This is a genomic window from Ornithinimicrobium humiphilum (genome assembly GCF_006716885.1).
Lineage (GTDB): Bacteria > Actinomycetota > Actinomycetes > Actinomycetales > Dermatophilaceae > Ornithinicoccus > Ornithinicoccus humiphilus.
This window is the reverse complement of sequence record NZ_VFPU01000003.1, coordinates 1-23251: the sequence shown is the minus strand read 5'-3', so window position 1 is coordinate 23251 and position 23251 is coordinate 1. Positions and strand designations below refer to the sequence as shown.

General features: G+C 75.5%; 17 protein-coding genes and 1 riboswitch. Of the genes, 11 read left to right on the top strand and 6 right to left on the bottom strand.

The features are described from left to right. Window positions 1–37 precede the first annotated feature (37 nt). From FB476_RS15215 to FB476_RS15165, 11 genes are all read left to right on the top strand, one after another. A complete protein-coding gene (locus FB476_RS15215; protein ID WP_272949405.1) occupies window positions 38–1294 on the top strand; it encodes an allantoate amidohydrolase in 1257 nt (418 codons plus the stop codon). Beyond that, a complete protein-coding gene (locus FB476_RS15210; RefSeq protein WP_202877055.1) occupies window positions 1291–1773 on the top strand; it encodes an AAA family ATPase in 483 nt (160 codons plus the stop codon). The genes FB476_RS15215 and FB476_RS15210 overlap by 4 nt, the downstream gene beginning before the upstream one ends. After that, complete coding sequence (locus FB476_RS15205) at window positions 1770–3128, top strand: formimidoylglutamate deiminase (protein ID WP_141820967.1); 1359 nt, start codon at window positions 1770–1772, stop codon at window positions 3126–3128. Before FB476_RS15210 ends, FB476_RS15205 begins: the two co-directional genes overlap by 4 nt. A 7-nt stretch (window positions 3129–3135) precedes the next feature. Then, window positions 3136–4338 carry an imidazolonepropionase gene (gene hutI, locus FB476_RS15200; RefSeq protein ID WP_141820965.1) on the top strand — a complete coding sequence of 401 codons (1203 nt, stop codon included), beginning with the start codon at window positions 3136–3138 and terminating at the stop codon, window positions 4336–4338. A 105-nt stretch (window positions 4339–4443) separates the two neighbouring features. Next, window positions 4444–5709, top strand: a complete 1266-nt coding sequence (locus FB476_RS15195; RefSeq protein WP_141820963.1) for a sensor histidine kinase — start codon at window positions 4444–4446, stop codon at window positions 5707–5709. Window positions 5710–5774: 65 nt separating this feature from the next. Continuing rightward, entirely contained in the window at window positions 5775–6413 is a 639-nt protein-coding gene (locus FB476_RS15190) for a response regulator transcription factor (protein WP_238329837.1), read from the top strand. 25 nt (window positions 6414–6438) lie between these two features. Continuing rightward, a riboswitch (guanidine-III (ykkC-III) riboswitch) is annotated at window positions 6439–6501 on the top strand. Window positions 6502–6534: 33 nt separating this feature from the next. Then, window positions 6535–6849 carry a DMT family transporter gene (locus FB476_RS15185; RefSeq protein ID WP_141820959.1) on the top strand — a complete coding sequence of 105 codons (315 nt, stop codon included), beginning with the start codon at window positions 6535–6537 and terminating at the stop codon, window positions 6847–6849. 2 nt (window positions 6850–6851) lie between these two features. Then, on the top strand, window positions 6852–7214 hold the full coding sequence (locus FB476_RS15180) for a DMT family transporter (RefSeq protein WP_141820957.1): 363 nt from the start codon (window positions 6852–6854) through the stop codon (window positions 7212–7214). A 69-nt stretch (window positions 7215–7283) separates the two neighbouring features. After that, entirely contained in the window at window positions 7284–8045 is a 762-nt protein-coding gene (locus FB476_RS15175; protein ID WP_141820955.1) for an ABC transporter ATP-binding protein, read from the top strand. Continuing rightward, window positions 8045–10624, top strand: coding sequence for an ABC transporter permease (locus FB476_RS15170; protein ID WP_141820953.1), 2580 nt, complete (start codon window positions 8045–8047; stop codon window positions 10622–10624). Before FB476_RS15175 ends, FB476_RS15170 begins: the two co-directional genes overlap by 1 nt. A gap of 288 nt (window positions 10625–10912) precedes the next feature. Further along, entirely contained in the window at window positions 10913–12826 is a 1914-nt protein-coding gene (locus FB476_RS15165; protein WP_141820951.1) for a heavy metal translocating P-type ATPase, read from the top strand. A 7-nt stretch (window positions 12827–12833) separates the two neighbouring features. Here FB476_RS15165 and recD read toward each other — a convergent pair whose 3' ends face one another. The 6 genes from recD to FB476_RS15135 all read right to left on the bottom strand — a co-directional run. Further along, entirely contained in the window at window positions 12834–14699 is a 1866-nt protein-coding gene (gene recD, locus FB476_RS15160) for an exodeoxyribonuclease V subunit alpha (protein WP_141820949.1), read from the bottom strand. Continuing rightward, window positions 14696–18076 carry a UvrD-helicase domain-containing protein gene (locus FB476_RS15155; protein ID WP_141820947.1) on the bottom strand — a complete coding sequence of 1127 codons (3381 nt, stop codon included), beginning with the start codon at window positions 18074–18076 and terminating at the stop codon, window positions 14696–14698. Before FB476_RS15155 ends, recD begins: the two co-directional genes overlap by 4 nt. After that, complete coding sequence (recC, locus tag FB476_RS15150; RefSeq protein WP_141820945.1) at window positions 18076–21555, bottom strand: exodeoxyribonuclease V subunit gamma; 3480 nt, start codon at window positions 21553–21555, stop codon at window positions 18076–18078. Before recC ends, FB476_RS15155 begins: the two co-directional genes overlap by 1 nt. 219 nt (window positions 21556–21774) lie before the next feature. Next, on the bottom strand, window positions 21775–22239 hold the full coding sequence (locus tag FB476_RS15145) for a YbaK/EbsC family protein (protein ID WP_141820943.1): 465 nt from the start codon (window positions 22237–22239) through the stop codon (window positions 21775–21777). A 47-nt stretch (window positions 22240–22286) separates the two neighbouring features. Next, on the bottom strand, window positions 22287–22727 hold the full coding sequence (locus tag FB476_RS15140) for an MmcQ/YjbR family DNA-binding protein (RefSeq protein ID WP_141820941.1): 441 nt from the start codon (window positions 22725–22727) through the stop codon (window positions 22287–22289). Between the two features lie 10 nt (window positions 22728–22737). Beyond that, the coding region (locus FB476_RS15135) for a 2-oxo acid dehydrogenase subunit E2 (protein WP_202877054.1) at window positions 22738–23251 on the bottom strand (514 nt) is incomplete at its 5' end.

The following is a 23251-nucleotide window of genomic DNA, read 5'->3' as shown; positions in this document are numbered from 1 at the left end:
CGACCCGCGAGAGGCCCCGCCTCCTAGAGTCGGAGGCGTGACGACCCGAGCGAGCAGCACAGCGTTCGACTCCATGTGGTCCGACCTCGAGCCGGTCGGACGGGCGAGCAGCGGCGGCTACCGCCGCTTCGCCTGGACCGCGGATGACCACACCCTGCGGGAGTGGTTCGCGGCCGAGTGCGCCCGTCGCGGCCTCGACCTGACGACAGACCGCGTGGGCAACCAGTGGGGCTGGTGGTGGGACGGGCCGGGCACCGTCGACGAGGCCGTCGCGGCCGGTCGCAAGGCGCTGGTGATCGGCTCCCACCTCGACTCGGTCCCCGACGGTGGTGCCTTCGACGGCCCGCTCGGGGTGGTGTCGTCGCTCGCTGCGGTCGACCTGCTCCGCGCCGCGGGCGTGACCCCGCAGGTGCCGGTCGCCGTGACCAACTTCGTCGACGAGGAGGGCGCCCGCTTCGGCATCGCCTGCGCCGGCTCGCGGGTGCTCACCGGCCAGCTCGCCCCCGAGCGGGCGCTGGCGCTGACCGACGCCGACGGCACGACCTACGCCGACGCCCTGCGCGCCGCCGGCCGCGACCCCGCCGAGCTCGGCCCCGACCCCGAGACGCTGGGCCGCATCGGCGCCTTCGTCGAGCTCCACGTCGAGCAGGGCCGGGCGCTCGTCGACCTGGACGCCCCGGTCGCCGTCGCCAGCGACATCTGGCCGCACGGCCGCTGGCGCTTCGACTTCCCCGGCGAGGCCAACCACGCCGGCACCACACGGCTGGTCGACCGTCGCGACGCGATGCTCGGCTACGCCGACCTCGTGCTCGGCGCCCGCCACGTCGCCACCCAGCGCGGCTGCGTCGCCACCGTCGGCAAGGTGCACGTCACCCCCGGCGGCGTCAACGCCATACCCTCGCACGTCACCGGCTGGCTCGACGCGCGAGGCGCCGACGAGGACCAGGTGGTGGCGATGGTCGAGGAGCTCACCGCCCGCGCCGGCGAGATGGGTGCCACGGTCACCCAGGAGAGCTGGACGCCCACCACCCGCTTCGACGCGGCGCTGAGCGAGCGGCTGCGCCGGGTGCTCGACCGCGACGCCGCCGTGAGCGCGCCCGTCCTGGGCACCGGTGCCGGGCACGACGCCGGCATCCTCGCCACGGCCGGGGTGCCGAGCGCGATGCTCTTCGTCCGCAACCCCACGGGCGTCTCGCACAGCCCCGCGGAGCACGCCGAGGCCGACGACTGCCACGCCGGCGTCGAGGCGCTGGCCGCGTGCGTCCAGGACCTGACGACGGAGGGCGCGGCGTGACCAAGGTGCTGCTCACCGGCATGTCGGGCACCGGCAAGTCGACGGTGCTCGAGGCGCTGCGCGAGCGAGGGTGGCGCACGGTGGACACCGACGTCGACGGGCTCGTCGACGAGTACCCCGACCGCACCGAGCTGCGCCTGCCCGAGATCGAGGCGATCCTGCGCCAGCCCCGCAACGACCGCCCGCTCGTGGTCGCCGCGACGGGCGAGGGCCAGGAGACGCTCTACCCGTTCGTCGACGCCGTCGTCCTGCTGACGGCACCGTGGCCGGTCATGCAGGAGCGCCTGATGACGCGCCCCGGCAACGACTTCGGCAAGGACCCTGGCGAGCTGGAGCGGGTGCGGATGGACACCGAGGACTTCGAGCCGCTGCTGCGCCGGGGCGCCGACCTCGTGCTCGACACCGGCGAGCTGGCGCTCGAGGAGGTCGTCGACCGCATCGACGGCCTGGCGACCGTGACCGACGGGGTCCGCCGGTGAGCACGACCTGGGCCGCCTCCGCCGCGCACCTGCCCGGAGGCCTCGCCCGTGACGTCCGGCTCACCGTCGAAGGCGGGCGCTTCGTGGCCGTCGAGACCGGCCGCCCGGCCGAGCCCGGCGACCACCGGCTGCCCGGCGTCGTCCTGCCCGGCCTCGCCAACGCCCACAGCCACGCCTTCCACCGCGCCCTGCGCGGGCGCACCCACGGGGGCGGCGGCACCTTCTGGACCTGGCGCGAGGGCATGTATGCCGTGTCCGCGCGGCTCGACCCGTCGAGCTATCTCGCGCTCGCCCGGGCCGCCTACGCCGAGATGGCGCTGGCCGGGGTCACCGCGGTGGGGGAGTTCCACTACCTGCACCACGGTCCGGGCGGCGCGCGCTACATGGACCCCAACGCGATGGGCGCGGCGCTCGTGCAGGCCGCGGCCGACGCCGGGATCCGGCTGACGCTGCTCGACACCTGCTACCTCACCGGCGGACTCGGCGCCGACGGCTACCGCGAGCTCGAGGGCCCGCAGCTGCGCTTCGGCGACGGCGACGCGACGGCCTGGGCGCTGCGGGTCGAGGACCTGCGCGACCACCTCGACGGCGGCGCCGCGCACGTCCGCGTCGGTGGGGCCATCCACTCCGTGCGTGCCGTGCCGCGCGACCAGCTCGCGACGGTAGCGGACACGGTGAGAGCGCGGGGGGCCGGTGCCGGTCAGGCACCGCTGCACATCCACCTCTCCGAGCAGCCCGCCGAGAACGAGGCCTGCCTCGCCGCCCACGGCCGCACCCCGACCGGGCTGCTGGCCGACGAGGGCGTGCTCGGGCCCGACCTGTCGGCGGTCCACGCCACCCACCTGACCGACGAGGACGTCGCGCTGCTCGGCGGCGCCCGCTCGTGGGCCTGCTTCTGCCCGACGACCGAGCGCGACCTGGCCGACGGCATCGGCCCGGCCGTCGCGCTGCGCGAGGCCGGGGCCCGGATCTCGCTGGGCTCCGACCAGCACGCCGTCGTCGACCTGATCGAGGAGGCGCGGGCGCTGGAGATGCACGAGCGGCTCGCGACCCTGCAGCGCGGCCGCATCGCCCCGGCCGACCTCCTCGCCGCCGCCACCGCGCACGAGAGCATCGGCTGGGCAGACGCCGGCCGCCTCGAGGTCGGGGCGCGCGCCGACCTCGTCGCCGTCCGCGACGACACCGTCCGCACGGCCGGGGCCGACCCCGACCAGATCCTGCTGGCCGCGACCGCCGCCGACGTCGACACCGTCGTCGTCGACGGGCAGGTCGTCGTCGAGGCCGGCCGCCACCGGCTCGGCGACGTCGGCCGCCTGCTGCACGACGCCATCACCCCCCTGTGGAAGGACAGCTGAGCGCACCATGAGCATGCTCATCACCGGCATCAAGGAGCTCGTCACCGGCGACCCGGAGGTCGAGGGCGCCATCACCGACCCGCTGCACGCCGGCCTGGGCGTCCTGCGGGACGCCGCGATCGTGATCGGGGGCGGCGGCGAGGACAGCGCGCCGACCGTGCAGTGGGTCGGCCACGCCGCCGCCGCGCCCGCGGCCGACTGGGCCATCGACCTGGAGGGCCGCTCGGTCGTCCCCGGCTTCGTCGACAGCCACAGCCACCTGGTCTTCGCCGGCGACCGCTCGGCGGAGTTCGCGGCGCGGATGTCCGGCACCCCCTACGACGGCGGTGGCATCGCGACCACCGTCGAGGCCACCCGCAGCGCCAGCGACCCCGAGCTGCGGACCCTGCTGCAGCACCGCGTGCAGGAGATGCGCGCCCAGGGCACCACCACCGTCGAGGTCAAGAGCGGCTACGGCCTCACCGTCGAGGACGAGGTGCGCGCGCTGCGTCTGGCCCGCGAGGTCACCACCGAGGTGACCTACCTCGGCGCCCACGTCGTGCCGCCGGACCGTCGCGACGCCGCCGGACGGGCGGCCTACCTCGACCTGGTGTGCGGCGAGATGCTCGAGGCGTGCGCCCCGCACGCGCGGTGGATCGACGTCTTCTGCGAGCCCGCGAGCCCGCACGCCTTCGACGGCGAGGAGTCGCGCCGCGTCCTGGAGGCCGGGCGCGCCGCCGGTCTGGAGCTGCGGGTGCACGGCAACCAGCTCTCCGAGGGCCCGGGCGTGCAGCTGGCCGTCGAGCTCGGCGCCGCGAGCGTCGACCACTGCACCTTCCTGTCCGACGCGGACGTCGAGGCGCTGGCGGGGAGCGGCACGGTCGCGACCCTGCTGCCGGGCGTGGAGTTCTCGACCCGCCAGCCCTATCCCGACGCGCGCCGCCTGATCGGCGCCGGCGCGCAGGTCGCGATCGCGACCGACTGCAACCCCGGCACCTGCTACTCCTCCTCGATGCCGCTGATGATCGCGCTCGCCGTGCGCGAGATGGGTATGACGCCCGCTGAGGCCCTGCGCGCCGCCACCGCCGGTGGTGCCGCCGCGCTGCGCCGCACCGACGTCGGGCGGATCGCGGTCGGCCTGCGCGCCGACTTCGCGCTGGTCGACGCCCCGAGCTGGCTGCACATCCCCTACCGCGTCGGCGTCCCGGTCGTGAGGGCGCTCGAGGTCTGAGGGGCGCGGGGGCCGGGCTCGGCCTGCACGTCATACCCCGGTCGTAGCCGCTCCAGCCCACGGGCCGACGCCCGCGCACCGGGCGCGCCCGTAGGCTCGCCCGTGATGAACGAGCTGCGTGATCTGGCCCGCGACGTCCGCTCCCACCCGTGGGTCCCCGACGTCGTGATGGTCGCTGCCCTGTCGATGTGGGTGCTGTTCACCGCGGCGTTCGGTGGCTTCGGGGAGCTCGTCCTCGGGCTGCTCCAGATCGTGCCGTTGTTCTGGCGTCGCCGCGAGCCGCTCAAGGCCGCCGCGGGCGTCGCCGCCGCCTGCCTGCTGCAGGTGGCCTTCACCGACTCGCCGCACCCGGCCAACGTCGCCGTGCCGATCGCGGTCTACAGCGCGGCGGCCTTCGGGACCCGGCGGCAGTCGTTCACGGTGCTCGGCCTGGGCCTGGTCGGTGCGCTGATCGCGGGGGCCGACTGGCGCTGGCGCTACGAGCCGATCACCCAGCAGCTGGTGGCCATCGGCTTCCAGACCTTCTTCATGAGCATGTTCGTGCTCGTCGCCTGGGTGCTGGGCGACGTCGTGCGCCGCCGGCGCGCGGTCGTGGCCCGCCTCGAGCAGCAGAACGCCGCGCTCGCCCGTGACCAGGCCCAGCGTGCCCGCCTCACCGCCCAGTCCGAGCGTGCGGCCATCGCCCGCGAGATGCACGACGTCGTCGCGCACTCGCTCGCCGTCGTGGTCGTGCAGGCCGACGGGGCGCTCTACGCCGCGCGCCAGGCGCTCGCCCAGCCCCCGTCCGAGGGCGGCGACCGGGCCGCGCTCGAGCGCGCCGTGCAGACCTTCGAGACGCTCGCCGACACCGCCCGCACGTCCCTCGCCGACACCCGGCGTCTCGTCGGCGTGCTGCGCGACGAGGGCTCCGGCGCCGAGCTCGCACCGCTGCAGGGCCTGGCCCACCTCGACGACCTGGTGCAGCGCGTCCGCGACTCCGGCGTGCCCGTCCACCTCGCGGTCCGCGGCCCCGTCGACGACCTGCCCAAGGAGATCGACCTGGCGGCCTACCGCGTCGTCCAGGAGGCGCTGACCAACGTCATGAAGCACGCCGGGCCGCAGGCCTCCGTCGACGTCGACCTGCTGCGCACCCCCGCGGTGCTGCTCGTCCGGGTCACCGACGACGGCGGCGGCTCGCCCCACCCGCCGGCCCCGCGCGGCGACGGTCTGGGCAACGGCCTGCTCGGCATGACCGAGCGCGTCGAGGTGCTCGACGGCACCGTCCACGCCGGCCCGCGGGCGCGCGGCGGCTGGGAGGTCGTGGCGACGATCCCGGTCGGCCCGCGCGACGGCATACCCTCGACCCGACCCGAGTGGAAGGAGGACGCGTGAGCGGCGACGGACCCGTGCGGCTGTTCCTCGTCGACGACCAGGAGCTGGTGCGCGCCGGCTTCCGGATGGTTCTCGACGCCCAGCCCGACATGACCGTGGTGGGGGAGGCCGGTGACGGTCTCGCCGGCGTCGAGGGCGTCGCGGCGACCCGTCCCGACGTCGTCCTCATGGACATCCGGATGCCCCGGCTCGACGGCGTCGAGGCGACGCGGCGCATCCAGGAGACCGAGGACCCGCCCAAGGTCCTGGTCCTGACGACCTTCGACCTCGACGAGTACGCCTTCGCCGCGCTCAAGGCCGGTGCCGCGGGCTTCCTTCTCAAGGACGCCGGCCCCGCCGAGCTGCTCGCCGCCATCAAGGCCGTGCACGCCGGCGACGCCGCGATGGCACCGTCGACGACCCGCCGCATGCTCGAGCGCTTCGTGCCCCAGCTGCCCGACGGCGAGCTCGAGATGGCCCAGGCCGCCGAGCGCCGCGCGGCCGCCGCCCGCCTGGCCCCGCTCACCGACCGCGAGCGTGAGGTCCTCGAGGCGGTCGGCCGTGGCCTGACCAACAGCGAGATCGCCGCCGAGCTCTACCTCGCCGAGGCGACGGTTAAGACCCACATCGGCCGCGTGCTCCACAAGCTCGACCTGCGCGACCGCGTGCAGATGGTCATCACGGCCTACGAGACCGGGCTGGTGGGCCGCCCCGACCAGGGCTGAGCGACCTCCCCGCGTTGCTATCCTGGGAGCGGCGCCCCGCGCGCCCCGGACGACGGTTCAGTACCCGGTGACGACAAGACTGGCCAGCCTGTTGTTGACCAACTCTCAGGAGTGAATCGTCATGGACTGGGTCCTGCTCATCGGCTCGGGCGTCCTGGAGGCCGTCTGGGCCACCGCGCTCGGCGCCTCCGACGGACTGCGCCGCTGGCGCCCCGCCGTCGTCTTCCTCGTCGCCACCGTGCTGTCCGTCTGGGGTCTGGCGCTGGCGATGCAGACCATCCCCACCGGCACCGCCTACGCCGTCTGGACCGCGACCGGCGCCAGCCTCACGGTCGTCTGGGCCATGGTCCGCGGCACCGAGCCGGCCTCGCTCGTGCGCACGCTGCTGCTGCTCGGCATCGTCGCCTGCGTCGTCGGCCTGAAGGTGGTGTCCTAGCCATGGCGTGGGTGATCCTGCTGGTCAGCGCCGTCTTCGAGGCCGTGTGGGCGACCGCGCTCGGCGCCTCCGACGGGTTGACCCGGCCCGGCCCGACGACCGTCTTCGTCGTCTTCTCGGTGCTCAGCCTCGTCGGCCTCGGCCGGGCGATGCGCACCATCCCCACCGGCACCGCGTATGCCGTGTGGACCGGTGTCGGCGCCCTCCTCACCGTGCTCTGGGCCGCCGCCACCGGCAGCGAGCCGCTCAGCCTCCTCAAGGGCTTCTTCCTGCTCGGGATCATCGGCTGCGTCGTGGGGCTCAAGCTCAGCACCCCGACGGAGGCGCCCGGGCGCGCCGACGAGCCACGTCATACCCCGGTATGACGTGCGCCGCCGGCGGTCGGGACCACCGGCGGACGAGGGATGAGGTCGCGCGCACCTAGCGTCGTGGGTATGACGACGACAGACGTGCAGCGGCCGTCCGCCACGACGCTGGCAGCCAGCGCCACCGACCTGACCAAGACCTACGGCACCGGCGAGACCGCCGTGCGTGCCCTCGACGGGGTGTCCGTGGGCATCGAGGCGCGACGCTTCACCGCGATCATGGGCCCGAGCGGCTCGGGCAAGTCCACCCTCATGCACCTGCTGGCCGGGCTCGACACCCCCACCGGGGGCCGGGTCTTCCTCGGCGACACCGAGCTGACCTCGCTCTCCGACAAGCAGCTGACGACGCTGCGTCGTCGGGCGGTCGGCTTCGTCTTCCAGGCGTTCAACCTGCTGCCGACGCTCACCGCGCGCCAGAACCTGCGGCTGCCGCTCGACCTCGCCGGCCGCAAGGTCGACGCCGAGTGGGAGCGCACGGTCGTCGAGGGCCTCGGCCTGTCCGACCGTCTCGGCCACCGGCCCGGTGAGCTCTCCGGCGGTCAGCAGCAGCGCGTCGCCCTCGCCCGTGCGCTGGTCACGCGTCCGGAGGTGATCTTCGCCGACGAGCCGACCGGTGCGCTCGACTCCGCCACCGGCGCCGAGGTGCTCGCCCTGCTGCGCCGCTCGGTCGACGAGTGGGGCCAGACCGTCGTCATGGTCACCCACGACCCGTCGGCCGCCGCCGTCGCCGACCGCGTGATCCTGCTGGCCGACGGCCAGATCGCCGGCGACATCGTGGACCCGGACGCCGACGCGGTGCTGCAGGCCGTGCGCGCCCTCGGGCGGGCGTGATGGCGCGCCTCGGGTCCGGCTGGATGACGGCCGGTCTGGCCTCGCGCGGCCGGCGGCTGCTGTCCGCCGCCGTCGCGATCATCATCGGCGTGGGCTTCCTGTCCGCCAGCCTCGTGGTCCTGATGACCGCCAAGGCCGGTGTCGAGAACGCCGTCGCCGCGAGCGTCAAGGACGCCGACCTGGTGCTCTCCTCCGAGGACGAGTGGCTGTCCACCGACGTCTACGACGAGGTCGCCGCCCTCGACGAGGTGGCCTCGGTGCGCGGCGAGGGCTCGGTCGGCGCCGAGCGCATCCCGGGCCAGTGGGCCTACGGCAGCGCCGTGCCCGTCTCCGGCGTCACCCTGCTGCAGGGCGAGATGCCGGACGCCGACGGCGAGGTCCTGATCTCCCGGTCGCTCGCCGACTCCGCCGACCTGGGTGCCGGTGACGAGCTGAGCCTCACCCCCATGTCGATGGAGGACGGCCAGCCGACGGCGGCCGTGTCCCTGCTGGTCAGCGGCGTCGCGGACTTCGGCCAGACCGACCCGATGCTCAGCTATGGCGACACCTTCGCCGGCTCGGACGCCACGCTGCGGCAGATCGACCCCTTCCTCAGCTACATGACCATCGCGGTCGAGCTGACCGACGGGGCCGACGAGGCGGCCGCTCGTGCGGCCATCGCCGACGCGGTGACGGTCGGCGACCTGACCGTGCAGACCGGTCCCGAGGCCGCCGAGGCGCGCGTGTCCGGGATGACCGGTGACACCGCGGTCTTCGCCGCGATCCTGCTCGGCTTCGGCGCGATCGCGCTGCTGACCGCCGCCATCGTCATCGCCAACACCTTCACGATCACGCTGGCCCAGCGCACCGGCGAGCTCGCCCTGCTGCGCTGCGTCGGCGCGACCCGCGCCCAGGTCCGCCGCCAGGTGGTGCTGGAGGCCGTCGTGCTGGGGCTCGTCGCCTCGGCGGTCGGCGTCGCCGTCGGCATCGCGGCGGGCGCCGGCCTGCTGGCCCTGGGCCGTCGCTTCGACCTGGGCATCCCGCTCGACGTCGACCTGCAGGTCGGGGCCGTGACGATGGTCGTGCCGGTCGTGGTCGGCACCCTCGTGACCGTGCTCGCCAGCCTGTGGCCGGCCGTGCGGGCCACCCGGGTGTCGCCGCTCGCCGCGCTGCGGCCCACCGGCCCCTCCGCCGAGCGCCGCCGCGTCGGCTGGGTCCGCCTCGGGATCGCCGCCCTGCTCATCGGGGTCGGTGTCGCCGCCATGGTCTACGCCGCCACGAACCGTGACGTCCTCTCCGGCATCGCCGGTGGCCTGGTCTCCTTCCTCGGCGTGCTCGTCGCGGCCGTCGTCATCGTGCCGGCGGCCGTGCGCGCCCTCGGCCTCGGCGCACGCGTCGCCGGGGTCCCCGGTCGGCTGGCCGTGGACAACGCCGTGCGCAACCCCGGTCGGGCCGCCGCCACGAGCGCCGCTCTGCTCGTCGGCGTCACGCTCATCACGATGACGTCCATCGGTGCGGCCACCGGCCAGCGCACCGCGCTGGGCGAGATCGACCGTGCCTACGCCGTGGACTTCCTCGTCACGACCCCGAGCGGGTTCACCGACGAGGGGGTCGTCGACAGCGAGGAGGGCGCCCTCGACGGGGGCACCTCGGAGGACCCCGACCCGACCACGCTCGCGCGCTCCGTCGCCCCGGATCCGCTCGACCAGGGCGTGCCGGCCCGGCTGGCCGACGTCGACGGCGTCGCCGCGGTCGTGCCCGTCGAGACCGCCACCGTCGTGCTCGGCCAGGCCTGGGACACGACGCTCGCGATCGGCCTCGACCCCGCGACGGCGGGCGACGCGATCCGCAGCGACAAGCTCGTCGCCAGCATCGCGCCCGACACCGTGGGGCTCAACGACCTCATGCTGATGATCAACGGCCTGGAGGCGGGCGACACCCTCACCCTCACCGGCGCCGCCGGGTCGCGCGAGCTGACCGTCGTCGAGCTCGGGCTCGGCACCGCCGCGGTGGTGCACGAGCAGACGCTCGCCGAGCTGGCCGGGGAGACCTCGGTCCTGGGCGGGGCGATGCTGCAGATCGACGACGACGCCGACCTGGCCGCCGTGATGGGCGGTATCGACGACATCGCCTCGGACGCGATCCTGAACGTGGCCGGCGCCGCCGTCGAGCGGGCCCTGATCGTCCAGGTGCTCGACGTGCTCGTGCTCGTCACCACGGCGCTGCTCGGTGCGGCGGTGGTCATCGCGGTCGTCGGCATCGCCAACACCCTGTCGCTGTCGGTCGTCGAGCGGCACCGCGAGCACGCGCTGCTGCGCGGCCTGGGCCTGACCCGTGGCCAGATGCGCGGGATGCTCCTGACCGAGGGCGTGCTGCTGGCGCTGGTCAGCGCCGGTCTGGGGCTCGCGCTGGGGCTCGGGTATGCCGTGCTCGGCATCCAGACGATCCTCCCGGAGGACACCCCGGTGCAGCTCGCGGTGCCGTGGGCCCGTGTCGGCATCATCGTCGGCCTGGCGCTCCTCGCCGGTGTCCTCGCCAGCGTGCTGCCCGCGCGGCGCGCCACCCGGGTCAGCCCGGCCGAGGGGCTGGCCGCCGCCTGAGAACCGCCGGGGGCGGGGTCGGGACGCCCTGCCCCCGGGTGCCGGGGCCGCTCGCGCGGGACACGCGAGCCGGCCCGCCGGACCGGTCGGGACACCGGTCCGGCGCCTCCCGCCCGGTCGCCCTCCAGGGGCGGCCGGGCGGTGACGTGCGGGGAAGACGTGCCCCTGCCACCGGTCCCTCCGGCGCCCTCCGACGGCCCGGCCGCACCGGATCGCGATCGAAAAACCGCAGGTCAGCCCAGCCTTCCCTTGCTGGAAACCCCCGCCGGAGGGGAGTAGACCTGAAGCATGGGCAAGGTCGTCTCAGCACTGCGGCGTCACCCCCTCGTCGGGATCACGCTGGTGGTCCTCGCGCTCGTCCTCGGCCTCCTCGCCGCCGACCAGGGCGTGGCGGCGCAGTGGATCGCCAGCGTCTTCGTCATCGGCGTCGTGCTGCGCACCGGGGCGGACATGGTGCAGGACCTGGTGCGCGGTCACTACGGGCTCGACATCCTCGCCGTCGTCGCGATGGTCGCCACCGTCGCGGTGGGGGAGTACGTCGCCGCCGTGCTCATCGTGCTCATGCTCTCCAGCGGCGAGGCGCTCGAGGAGTATGCCGCGGCCCGGGCCCGCGCCGAGCTCACCGCCCTCCTGGACCGGGCCCCGCAGCTGGCGCACCGCATACCCGATGCCGACGGCGCGGACCCCGGGGAGCCGTTCGTCGAGGACGTGCCCGTGGAGGAGGTCGTGCCCGGCGACGTCCTGCTCGTGCGCCCGGCCGAGGTGGTGCCGGTCGACGGCGTGCTCCTCGACGAGGAGGCCGAGCTCGACGAGTCGTCGCTGACCGGCGAGAGCCTGCCGGTGCTGCGCACCCGCGGGGAGAACGTCCTCAGCGGTGCCGTCAACGGTGCCCGGGCGGTCCGCATGATCGCGACGGCCCGGTCGGCCGACTCGCAGTACCAGCACATCCTGCGCCTCGTGGCCCGGGCCGAGGAGGACAAGGCGCCGACCGTCCGGCTCGCCGACCGCTTCGCGGTGCCCTTCACCGTGGTCTCGCTGCTCGTCGCCGGGATCGCGTGGTGGGCCTCGGGCGACCCGGTCCGCTTCGCCGAGGTGCTCGTGCTCGCGACCCCGTGCCCGCTGCTCATCGCCGCGCCGGTCGCCTTCCTCGGCGGCATGAGCCGGGCCGCGCGGCTCGGCATCGTGGTCAAGGGCGGCGCGACCCTGGAGGCGCTCGCCCGGGCCCGGTCGGTGGCCTTCGACAAGACCGGCACCCTGAGCCAGGGGCGGCCCGAGCTGGTCCGGATCGAGCCGGCGCCGGGCGTCGACCCCGACGAGCTGCTGCGGCTCGCGGCCTCGGCCGAGCAGTCGTCGACGCACGTGCTGGCCGACGGCGTCATGCGCGCGGCGACCGGGCGCGGGCTGGTGCTGGCCGAGGCCCACGCCGGCGAGGAGCACGCGACCCACGGCGTCGTCGCCGACGTCGACGGCCACCGCGTCGTCGTCGGCAAGCTGGCGTTCGTCCGCGGCACCGACCCCCGGGCGGAGCTGCCCCGCCTCGGCGCGGGCGAGACGGCGGTCTCGGTCGCGATCGACGGCGCGTTCGCCGGCAGCCTCGTGCTCATGGACCCGGTGCGGCCCAACGCCGCGGCCACCGTGCGGGTGCTGCGCGAGCTCGGCATCGAGGACGCCGTCATGCTCACCGGTGACTCCCGGACGACCGGTGAGTCGCTCGCCCGGGACGCCGGGGTGGGTGAGGTGCACGCCGAGCTGCTGCCGCAGGACAAGGTCGAGCTGATCGCCGCGATGCCGCACCGTCCCGTGATCATGGTCGGCGACGGCGTCAACGACGCGCCCGTCCTCGCGGCGGCGGACGTCGGGATCGCGATGGGTGCCCGCGGCGCGACCGCGGCCAGCGAGGCGGCCGACGTCGTCATCACCCGCGACGACATCGGCAAGGTCGTCCAGGCCGTCGAGGTCGGCCGGCACACCTACCGGGTGGCGCTCACGGCGATCTGGATCGGCATTGTGCTCAGCCTCGGGCTCATGGGCGTCGCCGCCTTCGGCCACATCCCCGCGGTCGCCGGCGCCCTGACCCAGGAGCTGGTCGACCTCGCGACGATCCTCTACGCGCTGCTCGCGCTGCGTGCGGGTCGGGCGCAGCACCCCGAGCTGGCCCTGCCGCAGCGGGAGGTGCGGGCGCCGGTGGGCGTGCGGGGCTGACGGCCCCTCAGCCGCGGGCGAGCCGCTGCCGCAGGCCGGACGCGCGCACGACCCGGCGCTCGACCGCGGCGCGGACGACCTCCTCGGAGCCGACGACGCGCACGCGCGCCTGCGCGCGGGTGACCGCGGTGTAGAAGAGCTCGCGCGTCAGCAGCGGGGAGTCGGCCTCGGGCAGCAGGGCGGTGATCTCCTCGGCCTGGCTGCCCTGGGCCTTGTGGATCGTCATGGCGTGCATCGTCTCGACGTCGCCGAGGCGGCTGGGGGCGAAGCGCTGCGGGCCGGCGGCACCCTCGACGACGGCCATCCGCACCGGGGTGCCGTCGGGCGTCTGCGAGGCGACGACCACGCCGGTGTCGCCGTTGAGCACGCCGGTGGCGTAGTCGTTGGCGGTGACGAGGAGGGGGCGACCGACGTACATCGGGTCGTAGAAGGTCAGCCCCGTCTCCTCGCCGAGCCAGGTCTCGGTGAGGTGGTTCCAGGTGCGGACGCCCTGCGGCCCCTCGCGGTGGGCGCACAGCAGCCGGTGCCGGCCGAGCGCCTCCATGGCGGCCACGGCGTCGCCGCGGCGGGCCGCCTCGAGCACCGCGCGGGCATGCCGCGTCAGCAGCGGGCGCAGGGCGGCTGCGGGGTCGGGGTCGCGGACCCACTCGACCTCGTCGTCGCCCTCGGCGAGGGCCGCCACGACACCGTCGGCATCGCCCTCGCGCAGGGCCTCGGCCAGCGCACCGATCGTGCGGCCGAAGCGGTGGACCGTCCGGAGCCGGGCCACGGCCACCAGGGGCGGTCGGGCCTCCACGGACGCGTCGGTCTCCGCGGACGCGTCGGTCTCAGACGCCGCATCCTCGACCGACGCCCCCGCCACGATGTCGGCGAGCACCGCGCCGGCGTCGACCGAGACCAGCTGGTCGGCGTCGCCGACGAGGACCAGCCGGGCGCCGGGGCGCAGCGCCTCGAGCAGCCGGGCCATCTGGGTGAGCGAGACCATCGAGGCCTCGTCGACCAGGACGACGTCGTGGGGGAGCCGGTTGTCGCGGTCGTGCCTGAAGCGGGTGCGGCTGTCGGGCCGCCAGCCCAGCAGCCGGTGCAGGGTCATCGCCTCGACGTCGCCGAGCGGCTCGATCACGGCGCGGACCGTGGGGTCGGGCGTGCGCTCGAGGATCCCGGCCAGCGCACCGGAGACGGCAGCCTTGACCCGCGCGGCCGCCTTGCCCGTGGGCGCGGCCAGCCCGACCCGCAGCGGCCGGTCGCCCGCGACGGAGGCCTGCTCGGCCAGCAGCGCCAGCACCCCGGCCACCGTCGTCGTCTTGCCGGTGCCCGGCCCGCCGGTCAGCACGGCCGTGCGCGACCGGGCCAGCACCCGCGCGGCGGCGCGCTGCTCGGCATACCCGTCTCCGGGGAAGACCCGCTCCAGCCCCGCCTCGAGCACGGCCTGGTCGACCGCCACCGGCCCGAGCCCGGCGCGCGCCCGCAGGTCGTCGACGACCTGGACCTCCTGGTGGTGGTAGCGCTGGAGGTAGACCAGCCCCTGGTCGACGACGAGCGCACCCTGGGACGCGAGCTTGCTCGCGGCCACCCGTTCGGTCCAGCCGTCGGGGTCCGGCCAGGGCAGCGAGGCCAGCTCGCCCTCCTGCGGCGCGACGGACGCCAGGTCGACGGCGACCGAGCCCGACCGCACCGCCCGCGCGGCGAGCGCCACGGCGACGACGGCGTCCTCGTCCTGCTCGCGGGTGACCCGCGCCAGGGTGCGGGCGAGGTGGACGTCGGCGGCGGTGAGGACGCCGGCGCGGTTGAGCTCGCCGAGCACGCCCCTGGCCGATCGGGCCAACCGCCGGTCGTGCTCGCCGACCGGCTCGAAGGTGTCGAGGACCGTCATGACGCCTCCTCGGCCGCGCGACCGTCGAGCAGGTCGGACACGCCGGTGACCAGGCGCACCGGCGGCTTCCAGGCGAAGACGCCGCACGGCCGGCCGTCGACGACCGGGGTCTGCGGCCCGCACATCCCGCGGACGTAGAGGTAGAGCACGCCGCCGAGGTGCCGCGCCGGGTCGTAGCCGGGCAGCCGCCACCGCAGGAAGCGGTGCGCGACCACGGCATACAGGAGCGCCTGCAGCGGGTAGGAGGAGTGGCCCATCGCCTCGTCGAGCATCTCCGGCCGGTAGTCGGCCGCGGTGAGCGGCTGGTCGGGGCGGCCCAGCCAGTTGGTCTTGTAGTCGACGACGAGATAGCGCCCGCCGGTGCGGAGCACGACGTCGACCGATCCCGTGAGGTAGCCGCGCAGCTCCTGCCCGGCGAGCTCGGGCTCGCGCTCGAGCACGTCGGCCCAGCCGCGCACCGGGTCGCCCGAGGGCAGGTGCGCCCGCAGCAGCGGCACGAGGTCGCCGAGGACAGCAGCCCCGTCGCGTCCGGGCACGGTGCGCCGCAGGTCGCCGCCGCCCAACGGCAGCTCGAAGTCGAGCTCGCAGAGCCGGTCGGACCGCCCGATCGAGCGCAGCGTGGCGTCGCCGGCGAGCGGCCCGAGCGGGGTGTCGCAGACCGCCACGAGCGCGTCGGCGAGCACCTCGGCGTCGAGCGCGACGGGCCACTGCACCCGCTGCTCGCCGATGTGGTGCAGCAGCTCGGCGCGCAGGTCGTCGGCCTGCGGGTCGGCGTGCTCGAGCACGGCGTGGACGAGCGAGCCGAAGGTCGCGCCCACCGGCAGCTCGGCCATCGGCGAGGGCACGTCGGCGCCCGGCACCGCGATCTCCAGCCCGGGCAGCGCGGGCGTCTCGGCCACCACCGGGTCGGGGGTGTCGGGCTCGTCCTCGCGCGGAGTCACCTCGGGCTCGCTGCCGACACCGCCGGTCAGCTCGGCGCCCGCGGGGTCACGCGGCGTCGACAGCGCGGTGTATGACGTGCGCCGCCAGGCGTGGTCGATCTGCCGCGTCCACCGCCCCACCGTCAGCTCGGCCGGCTCGTCCGACGGCACGGGGCGCTCGGGCTCGACGTGGTCGGCCCGCTCGAGGGAGAAGGCGCCCAGGTCGGCCCAGGTGCGCAGCCGGGCCGTGGCCTGGCCGTCGTCCCGCGGCACCCTGGCCGACGCCGGCACCGGACCGACGCCGGGGTCACGGCCGAAGAGCACCCGGTGCAGCGGGGCCGGGCCGGCGTTGCGGCTCGTCGGCGACCACCAGGTGACGACCTGGGACTGGGCGCGGGTGAGCGCGACGTAGAGGAGCCGGAGCGACTCGCCGGCGTCCTCCTCCTTGTGGCGGCGCACCGACTCGGCCCACGTCGGGTTGGCGTTGCGGCCCCCGACGTCGAGGTAGCGGCGGCGCCCGGGCGGGTCGTCGTGGCACAGCGGGATGCGCGGCACGTCGGGCACGTGGCGGTCGGCGAGCGTCGGGAGGTAGACCACCGGGAACTGCAGCCCCTTGCTGCCGTGGATCGTGAGCAGCTGCACCGCGGCCGAGTCGCTGTCGAGCCGGCGGGTCCGGGCGCCGGCGGAGCGCGGGGCGTCCTCGGCCATCTGCGTGCGGAGCCACTCCAGGAGCGCCACGAGTCCCAGCTGGCCCTCGCGCCCGGCGTCGTGGAGCAGCTCGGCGACGTGCTTGAGGTCGGTGAGCGTGCGCTCGCCGCCGACCTGGCCGAGCACCCGGGCGGGCAGGCCGTCGGCGACCAGCCGCTCCAGCACGGCGGCCAGTCCCTGGCGGGCGTAGACCCCGGCCAGGTCACGGGCCAGCTGGGCCAGCCGGTCGTCGAGCTCCTCGCCGCCGGCGTCGAGGTCGGCCACGGCATACCCGAGGAGGTCGGTGAGGGCGGCGCCGCGCGTGAGCAGCGCGCGGTGCGGCGCGGCCATCGCCTCGAGAAGCGCCAGCCAGTCGGTGGCGGCGCGGCTGGTCAGCACGCTGGACCCGCCGGCGCTGACGGCGTGGATGCCGACCTCGCGCAGCGCCTGCTGCGCCGTCAGGAGGTCCTTGCCGCGGTGGGCGAGCACGGCGACGTCGGAGGCCTGGACCGGCCGCCCGTCGAAGGTGGCGCCGGAGGACAGCAGCCGCGCGACGTCGAGCGCCAGGTCGCGGGCGATGTGCTCGCGGGTCGGGCCGATGCGCTCCTCGTCGTCGAGGTGCTCGGCGAGGAGGACCTGACGCAGCCGCACCGGCTCGTCGCTCGGGGCGCCCTGCAGGCGCGCGCCCTCCTTGGCGGGGGTGACGGGGCGCACCGTGATCTCGGGGTGGCCGAGCTCGGCGCCCTCGAGCATCACCGAGAGGGCCTTCACGACGCCCGGGTCGGAGCGGAAGTTGCGCGGCAGGGTGCGTCGGTCGGTGGCCGAGTCGGCGGCTTCGAGGTAGGTGACGATGTCGCCGCCGCGGAAGGCGTAGATCGCCTGCTTGGGGTCGCCGATGAGCACCATCGCGCGGGCGTGGCCGGTGAAGGCCCGGTCGAGGATCTCCCACTGCACCGGGTCGGTGTCCTGGAACTCGTCGACGAGCACGACCTTCCAGCGCCGGCGCATGCGGTCGCGGGCGGGGGAGCCGGGCTCCTCGAGGGCGTCGGCGAGCTGGGTGAGCAGGTCGTTGTAGTGCATCACCTGCAGCCGCCGCTTGCGCAGGTCGAGCTCGGCGCGCACGGCCCTGGCGAAGCCCACCCGGCGGGCGGCGGAAGTGCCCTTCTCGGCGGTCGTGGGCCACAGGTCGGCGTGCACGTCCTCGACGGCGGCCCGAGCCAGCTCCAGCGCCTCGGAGCGGCTGAAGAGGGGCTTGGACTCGCCCCGGAAGCCGCGGAGGTAGAGGTCGTCCACGACCTCCACGAGCAGGTCGTCGAGGTCCTCCACGAGCTCGGCCGAGGCGTCGGACGTGCCGGCGACGCCCAGGCTGCGCAGCACCTCGTGGCAGAACTGGTGGACGGTCGCGATCGTCGCCGCGTCGAAGCTGGTCAGCGCCGTGCGCACGCGGGTATGCCGTCGCGCCCGCTCCTCGGGGTCGGTGTCGAGCAGGAGGGTGAGCAGCTCGTTGGCGGGATCGGGCTCGCGTCGCCCGGCGAGCACCGCCTCGGCCTCCGCCAGCTGCTCGCGCACGCGGGCCCGCAGCTCCTGGCTGGCGGCCCGGCTGAAGGTGACGACGAGCATCTCCTCCAGGGGCACCACGCCCTCGGCGACGTAACGGGTGACCAGCGCCGCGATCGTCCAGGTCTTGCCGGTGCCGGCGCTCGCCTCGAGCAGCATGGTGCCGCTCGGCAGCGGGTCGCATATCGAGAACTCCCGCAGCTCCTGCGCCATCACGGCCTCCCCATGGTCTCGGCGCCGGGCTGCAGGACCGGCCCCCAGACCCGCATCGCGAGCTGGCCCAGGCGGGAGGTGACCTCCGGCAGCCAGGTCTCGTCGGGGCCCGGCGGCAGGGCCGCGAGGGCGGAGTAGGGGAGCGCTCGGCCGAAGACCCGCAGCCACGACGCGTCGTCCTGCTCGCCCGCCACGAAGCCCCCGTCGGTGGTCGTCCAGTCGCGCGCGGCCTGGTTGTGGGCCAGCCCCTCGCGCCCGGTGCGGGCGTAGGTCTCGGCCCACCGCGCGGCGGTGCGGACCGGCAGCGGCAGCACCTCGCACAGGCCGCGGTCGTGCACGTCGACGAGCTGGGCGAGCAGCTCGGCCGCCGTGGCGGGGTCGTGCGGGCCGTGGACGTAGAGGACGGGGCCCTTGTCGCCCTTGCCCCAGGAGTGCTGCCCGACCAGCCGGCTCGTGCCACCGGTGCCCGCCGCGGCGAGGGCGAGGGAGAGGATCCAGGAGCGCACGCGCTGCTTGGCCCGGACCGAGGAGTAGGTGACGGTCAGCGCGGAGCCGTCGACCATCCCGGCCACCGTGCCGACGAGCCGGCGACCGCCGGGTAGGGCGACGTCGACGTCCACGCTGTCGCGCGGCAGACCCTGGCCCCAGGTGCCCGTGCCGACGACCCGCCAGGTCGCCTCGCACAGCCGCTGGACCGCGGTGGTCACCGTCTGCATCGTCGCCGTCCCGAGCTCGTCCGGCGGCAGCGAGCCGCGCCAGCGCTCGGCCTGGACGGTGCGGGCGGGATCGCGGCCGGACAGGACGGCCTGCAGCATCCGGTCGCCGATCTGCCAGGTGTCGAGGGCGTCGAGCTCGACCGGGATGCCCTCGCCTCGCAGCTCGGGCACCTCGGGCAGCACCATCCCGAGCCGGCCGCGCAGGAACGCCTTGGCGGGGTGCTCGAAGAACCGGACCAGGTCCTCGAGCGCGACCTCCCCGTCGGCCCGTGGCGGCAGGTGGGTCGCCGCGATCGTCGCCGGCGGGGTCCGCTCGCCGGCGGACGCCAGCGCCCCGGCGAGCGCGGCCGGGTCGAAGCTGAAGGGCCGCCCGTCGGGGAGCAGCGCCTCGTCCTCGGCGAGCGGTGCGCCGAGGTTGCGGCGGTCGTAGGGCTGCAGCGGGTGGCGGGTGACGAGGTGCTCGACGGGCGGGCCGTCCGCGGTGGCCCGCACCGCGTCGACGAGCTCGCCGAGCGGCACGGCGGGCGGGCGCTCCTGGCCGGAGTGCTCGTCGGCGCCGGTGTAGGTGATGACGAGGGTGTCGCGGGCGGCCATGACGGCGTCGAGCAGCAGCTGGCGGTCCTCGCTGCGCAGGTCGCGCTCGCCGGTCACCGGGCGCCGGGCGAGGGCGTCGTCGCCGTCGGCGCTGCTCGACCGCGGGAAGACGCCGTCGTCCATGCCGACCAGGCAGATGACCCGGTGCGGCACCGAGCGCATCGGCACCATCGTGCAGACGGTGAGCGTGCCGGTGCGGAAGTTGGAGCGGGTGGCCCGCCCGGCCGACTGCTCGCGGAGCAGCGCGTGGACGTCGGAGAGCGTCAGCGACGGGGTGCGGCCGGCGCGCGACCGGGCCGCGGCCCCGACCCGGGCGAGCTCGCGCTCGAGCTGGGCCAGCTGCCAGGCGTCTCGGTGCGGCACGTCGGCCAGCGCCTGCACGCCGTCGGAGATCACGGCGAGCCACTGCTCGACGGTGTCGGCGTCGCGCAGGTCGCGCAGTGTGCTCCCGAGGCGGTCCAGCAGCTCGGCCAGCCGCCCGGCCAGGTCGAGGTCGCCGCTGTCGAGGTCGTCGAGCGCCAGCACCTCGCCGAGGGCGTCGAGGTCGCGGCCGTCGACCGCGGCGCCGACGAGCACCCGGTCGAGGCCGGCGCGCCAGGTGTTCTGGTGCAGGTTGCTCAACTGGTAGGTCGCGCGGTGCTCGGCGTCGAGGCCCCAGCGCACCACCACCGCCTCGACCCAGTCGCCGACCCGCTCGAGGGCGTCGTCGTCGAGGCCGAACCGCTGCCGCACCGGCGCGCTGCGCGCCAGGTCGAGGACCTCACCGGTCGTCAGCCGTCCGCCCGCGAGCTCGACGAGGCGGTCGGCCAGCCCCAGCAGCGGGTTGGTGTGGCGCGGGGCGCGGTCGGCCAGCCGCACGCGCAGGCCGTGGGCCGGATGGGTGGCGCCGGTGCCGTCGCGCACGACCTCGCCCAGGCCGAAGCCGGCGTGCACCAGCGGGGCGTAGGCGTCGATGTCGGGGCACATCACGAGGATGTCGCGCGGCTCGAGCGTCGGGTCGTCCTGGAGCAGCCCGACGAGGACGTCGCGCAGCACCTCGACCTGGCGGGTCTGCCCGTGGCAGGCGTGCACCTGGACGCTGCGGTCGTCGGCCGCCAGCGCCCGGCCCCGGGCCGCCCGCTCGTCGGCGGAGGGCACGCGGTCGGCGGCGAGGTCGTCCTGCAGCAGGTGCAGCAGCGTGGGTGGCCGGTCGCCCTGCCCCGGGGCGTCGAGGAGGGGAGCGGCGACGCGGTCGACCCCGTCGGCCAGCGCGAGGGTGCGCTGCAGCTCGCGGGCGTCACGGCCCAGGCTGGCGAGCAGCGGGTGCTGGACCACGGCCGCCGAGTCGTCCTCGGCCCGGGGCACCGGACCGGCGGCAGCGGCCGGCGCCAGCGCCTTCCACGCCGCGGGCGACGCCTGCGGCAGCCACAGGTGCACGTCGAGGTGCTCGCCCAGGGCGCCCAGCACCTCCACCTCGCTGCGCGCGACGCGTGTGTGCCCGAAGAGCGAGAGCCGGCCCGGCAGCACCAGGCCGTCGCCCAGCCGCAGCCCCTCGGCCCCGCGCTCGCGGAGCAGGCCCACGACCCGCGCGTGACGGACGTCCGGCGGCTCGGCGTCGACCTCGGCCAGCACGCGGCGCCACAGCTCGGGCTGCCAGGCGAGGTCGCCGGAGACGGTCTCCCCGTCGCCCAGGCCGTCGCCCGCCCCGCCCTCGCGCCAGTCGGCCAGCATCGCGGGGCGCTGGGCGGCGTAGTCGGCGAAGAGCCCGGCCAGGCGCCTGGCCACGGCATACCTCCGGCCGCGGCGCAGCTCGCCCTCGGTGCCGGTCAGCCCGTGCCCGAGGTGGGTGGCCAGCGTGCTGGCCCAGGGCTCGGCGAGGCTGGCGTCGACGGCACGGAGCACCGGCCAGGTGAGCTGCTCGGGGTGCCAGGGGTCGTCGCGCTCGATGCCGAGCACCAGCGCGACGAGCGAGTGCGGGGTGAGGAAGCGCACCCCGGCGCAGACCCCGTCGTGGCCGCCGCCGGCGCCCAGCCGGTGGGAGAGCCGCTGGGCCAGCCAACGCTCCACGCCGCGCGCGGGCACGGCGACGACCTCCTCGGCGAAGGGGTCGGCCAGGGGCGTCGCGAGGAGCTCGGCCAGGCCGTCGGCGAGCACGTCGGTGCTCGTCGCACGGTGCACGAACAGGGTCACGCGGTGACCCTATCCGCGACCACGGACAGGTCTTGTAGCAGAGGGCCGCGCGGCGCGGCAATGGGTACAACTACCCATGTCGCAGGGCGGTCGTGAGGAGGCACCCTGGCGGTGCGGGTACAACACCGGCAGGGGAGTCCCAGGGACAGGGACACGCCGGGCGGGGGCCCCGATGGCAGGGACGCCCGGGCAGGGCTGGCGTCCCTGCCACGGGGGTCGTCAGCGGACCGCGGTGACCGTCCCGCCCGTCAGCGCGACGAGCTGGTCGAAGGTCAGCGGGAAGACCGTGTCGGGGGTGCCGCCGGCCGCCCACACCTCGTCGTGGGCGCGCAGGTCCTCGTCGACGAGGGTGCGCAGCGGGGCCGGGTGCCCGGTCGGGGCCACGCCGCCGATCGCCTGGCCGGTCGCGGCCCGCACCTGGTCGGCGTCCGCCTTGCGCACCGCGGTCGCACCCACCGCCCGGGCGATGACGTCCGTGTCCACGCGCGCGGCACCGCTGGCCATGACGAGCAAGGGCTCGTCGTCGGCCAAGAACACGAGGCTGTTGGCGATCGCGGCCACCTCGCAGCCGAGCTGCTCGGCGGCGAGCACGGCGGTGCGGGCGTGCGAGTCGAGCACGACGATGCTGGAGTCGATCCCGGCCCGGTGCAGGGCGTCCTGGACCTCGACGTTACGGGGATGCATGGCGGGAGTATGCCGCAGCGCGTCGCGCCGCCCCGCCGGGGGCTGGCTCAGTCCGTCCGACGCGGCGCGAACAGCTCGGGGAAGTGCTCCTTGGCCAGCCGCTTCGGCGCGACCGACAGCCACGCCTCGGTGAGCAGCTCGCGCAGCTCGTCGACGTCGATCTCCGGCAGCCGGGAGGCGCGCACCAGGACCGCGACCGTGTCGTGGTTGCGGAAGTGGTCGATCGTGAAGAACGGCAGCCGGTCGTCCTCGATCAGGGCGTCGCGGTCCTCCCGGCTGGCGCAGCGCAGCACGACGACGTCGTCGTAGGGCTCGCCGGTCTCGGGGTCGACCGCGTCGCCGCGCGGGTGCCGGAAGAGCAGGAAGCCCCGGCCCCTGGGCCCGCGCGGCACGACGTAGGTCGGCACGTCGCCCCACGTCACGCCGAGCTCGGTCTCCGGCAGGGACCGGCAGATCTCGTGCAGGATCTCGACGCTCGCGGGGCGCATGCCCTTCAGGCTAGAGGTCGGAGAGCAGGACGGAGGGGTCCTCGACGCAGTCGGCGACGAACCGCAGGAAGCCGCCGGCCGTGCCGCCGTCGCAGACGCGGTGGTCGAAGGTGAAGGACAGCTGCGTCACCTTGCGCGCCTTCACCCTGCCCTTGTGCACCCACGGCTTGTCGACGATCCGGCCCACACCCAGCATCGCGGCCTCGGGGTGGTTGATGATCGGCGTCGAGCCGTCCACCCCGAAGACCCCGTAGTTGTTGAGCGTGAACGTCCCACCGGTCAGCTCCGCGGGGGTCAGCCTGCCCTCGCGCGCCTTCTCGGTCAGTGTGCGCAGCGCCTTCGCCAGCTCGGCGGTGGTCATCGTGTGCGCGCCATGGACGACGGGCACGACCAGGCCGCGCGGGCTCTGGGCCGCGAAGCCCAGGTTGACCTCGCCGTGGCGCACGATCTCGCCCTTGTCCAGGTCGACCGAGGAGTTCAGCGCGGGGTATGCCGTGAGCCCGGCCACCGTGATCCGCGCCAGC

Coding starts and splice junctions, on each gene's coding strand:
- recD (WP_141820949.1), bottom strand. CDS start 14,699: ATGACGGTCCTCGACACCTTCGAGCCGGTCGGCGAGCACGACCGGCGG.
- FB476_RS15155 (WP_141820947.1), bottom strand. CDS start 18,076: ATGGCGCAGGAGCTGCGGGAGTTCTCGATATGCGACCCGCTGCCGAGC.
- FB476_RS15195 (WP_141820963.1), top strand. CDS start 4,444: ATGAACGAGCTGCGTGATCTGGCCCGCGACGTCCGCTCCCACCCGTGG.
- FB476_RS15180 (WP_141820957.1), top strand. CDS start 6,852: ATGGCGTGGGTGATCCTGCTGGTCAGCGCCGTCTTCGAGGCCGTGTGG.
- hutI (WP_141820965.1), top strand. CDS start 3,136: ATGAGCATGCTCATCACCGGCATCAAGGAGCTCGTCACCGGCGACCCG.
- FB476_RS15145 (WP_141820943.1), bottom strand. CDS start 22,239: ATGCATCCCCGTAACGTCGAGGTCCAGGACGCCCTGCACCGGGCCGGG.
- FB476_RS15165 (WP_141820951.1), top strand. CDS start 10,913: ATGGGCAAGGTCGTCTCAGCACTGCGGCGTCACCCCCTCGTCGGGATC.
- FB476_RS15185 (WP_141820959.1), top strand. CDS start 6,535: ATGGACTGGGTCCTGCTCATCGGCTCGGGCGTCCTGGAGGCCGTCTGG.
- FB476_RS15140 (WP_141820941.1), bottom strand. CDS start 22,727: ATGCGCCCCGCGAGCGTCGAGATCCTGCACGAGATCTGCCGGTCCCTG.
- FB476_RS15170 (WP_141820953.1), top strand. CDS start 8,045: ATGGCGCGCCTCGGGTCCGGCTGGATGACGGCCGGTCTGGCCTCGCGC.
- FB476_RS15190 (WP_238329837.1), top strand. CDS start 5,775: ATGGTTCTCGACGCCCAGCCCGACATGACCGTGGTGGGGGAGGCCGGT.
- FB476_RS15175 (WP_141820955.1), top strand. CDS start 7,284: ATGACGACGACAGACGTGCAGCGGCCGTCCGCCACGACGCTGGCAGCC.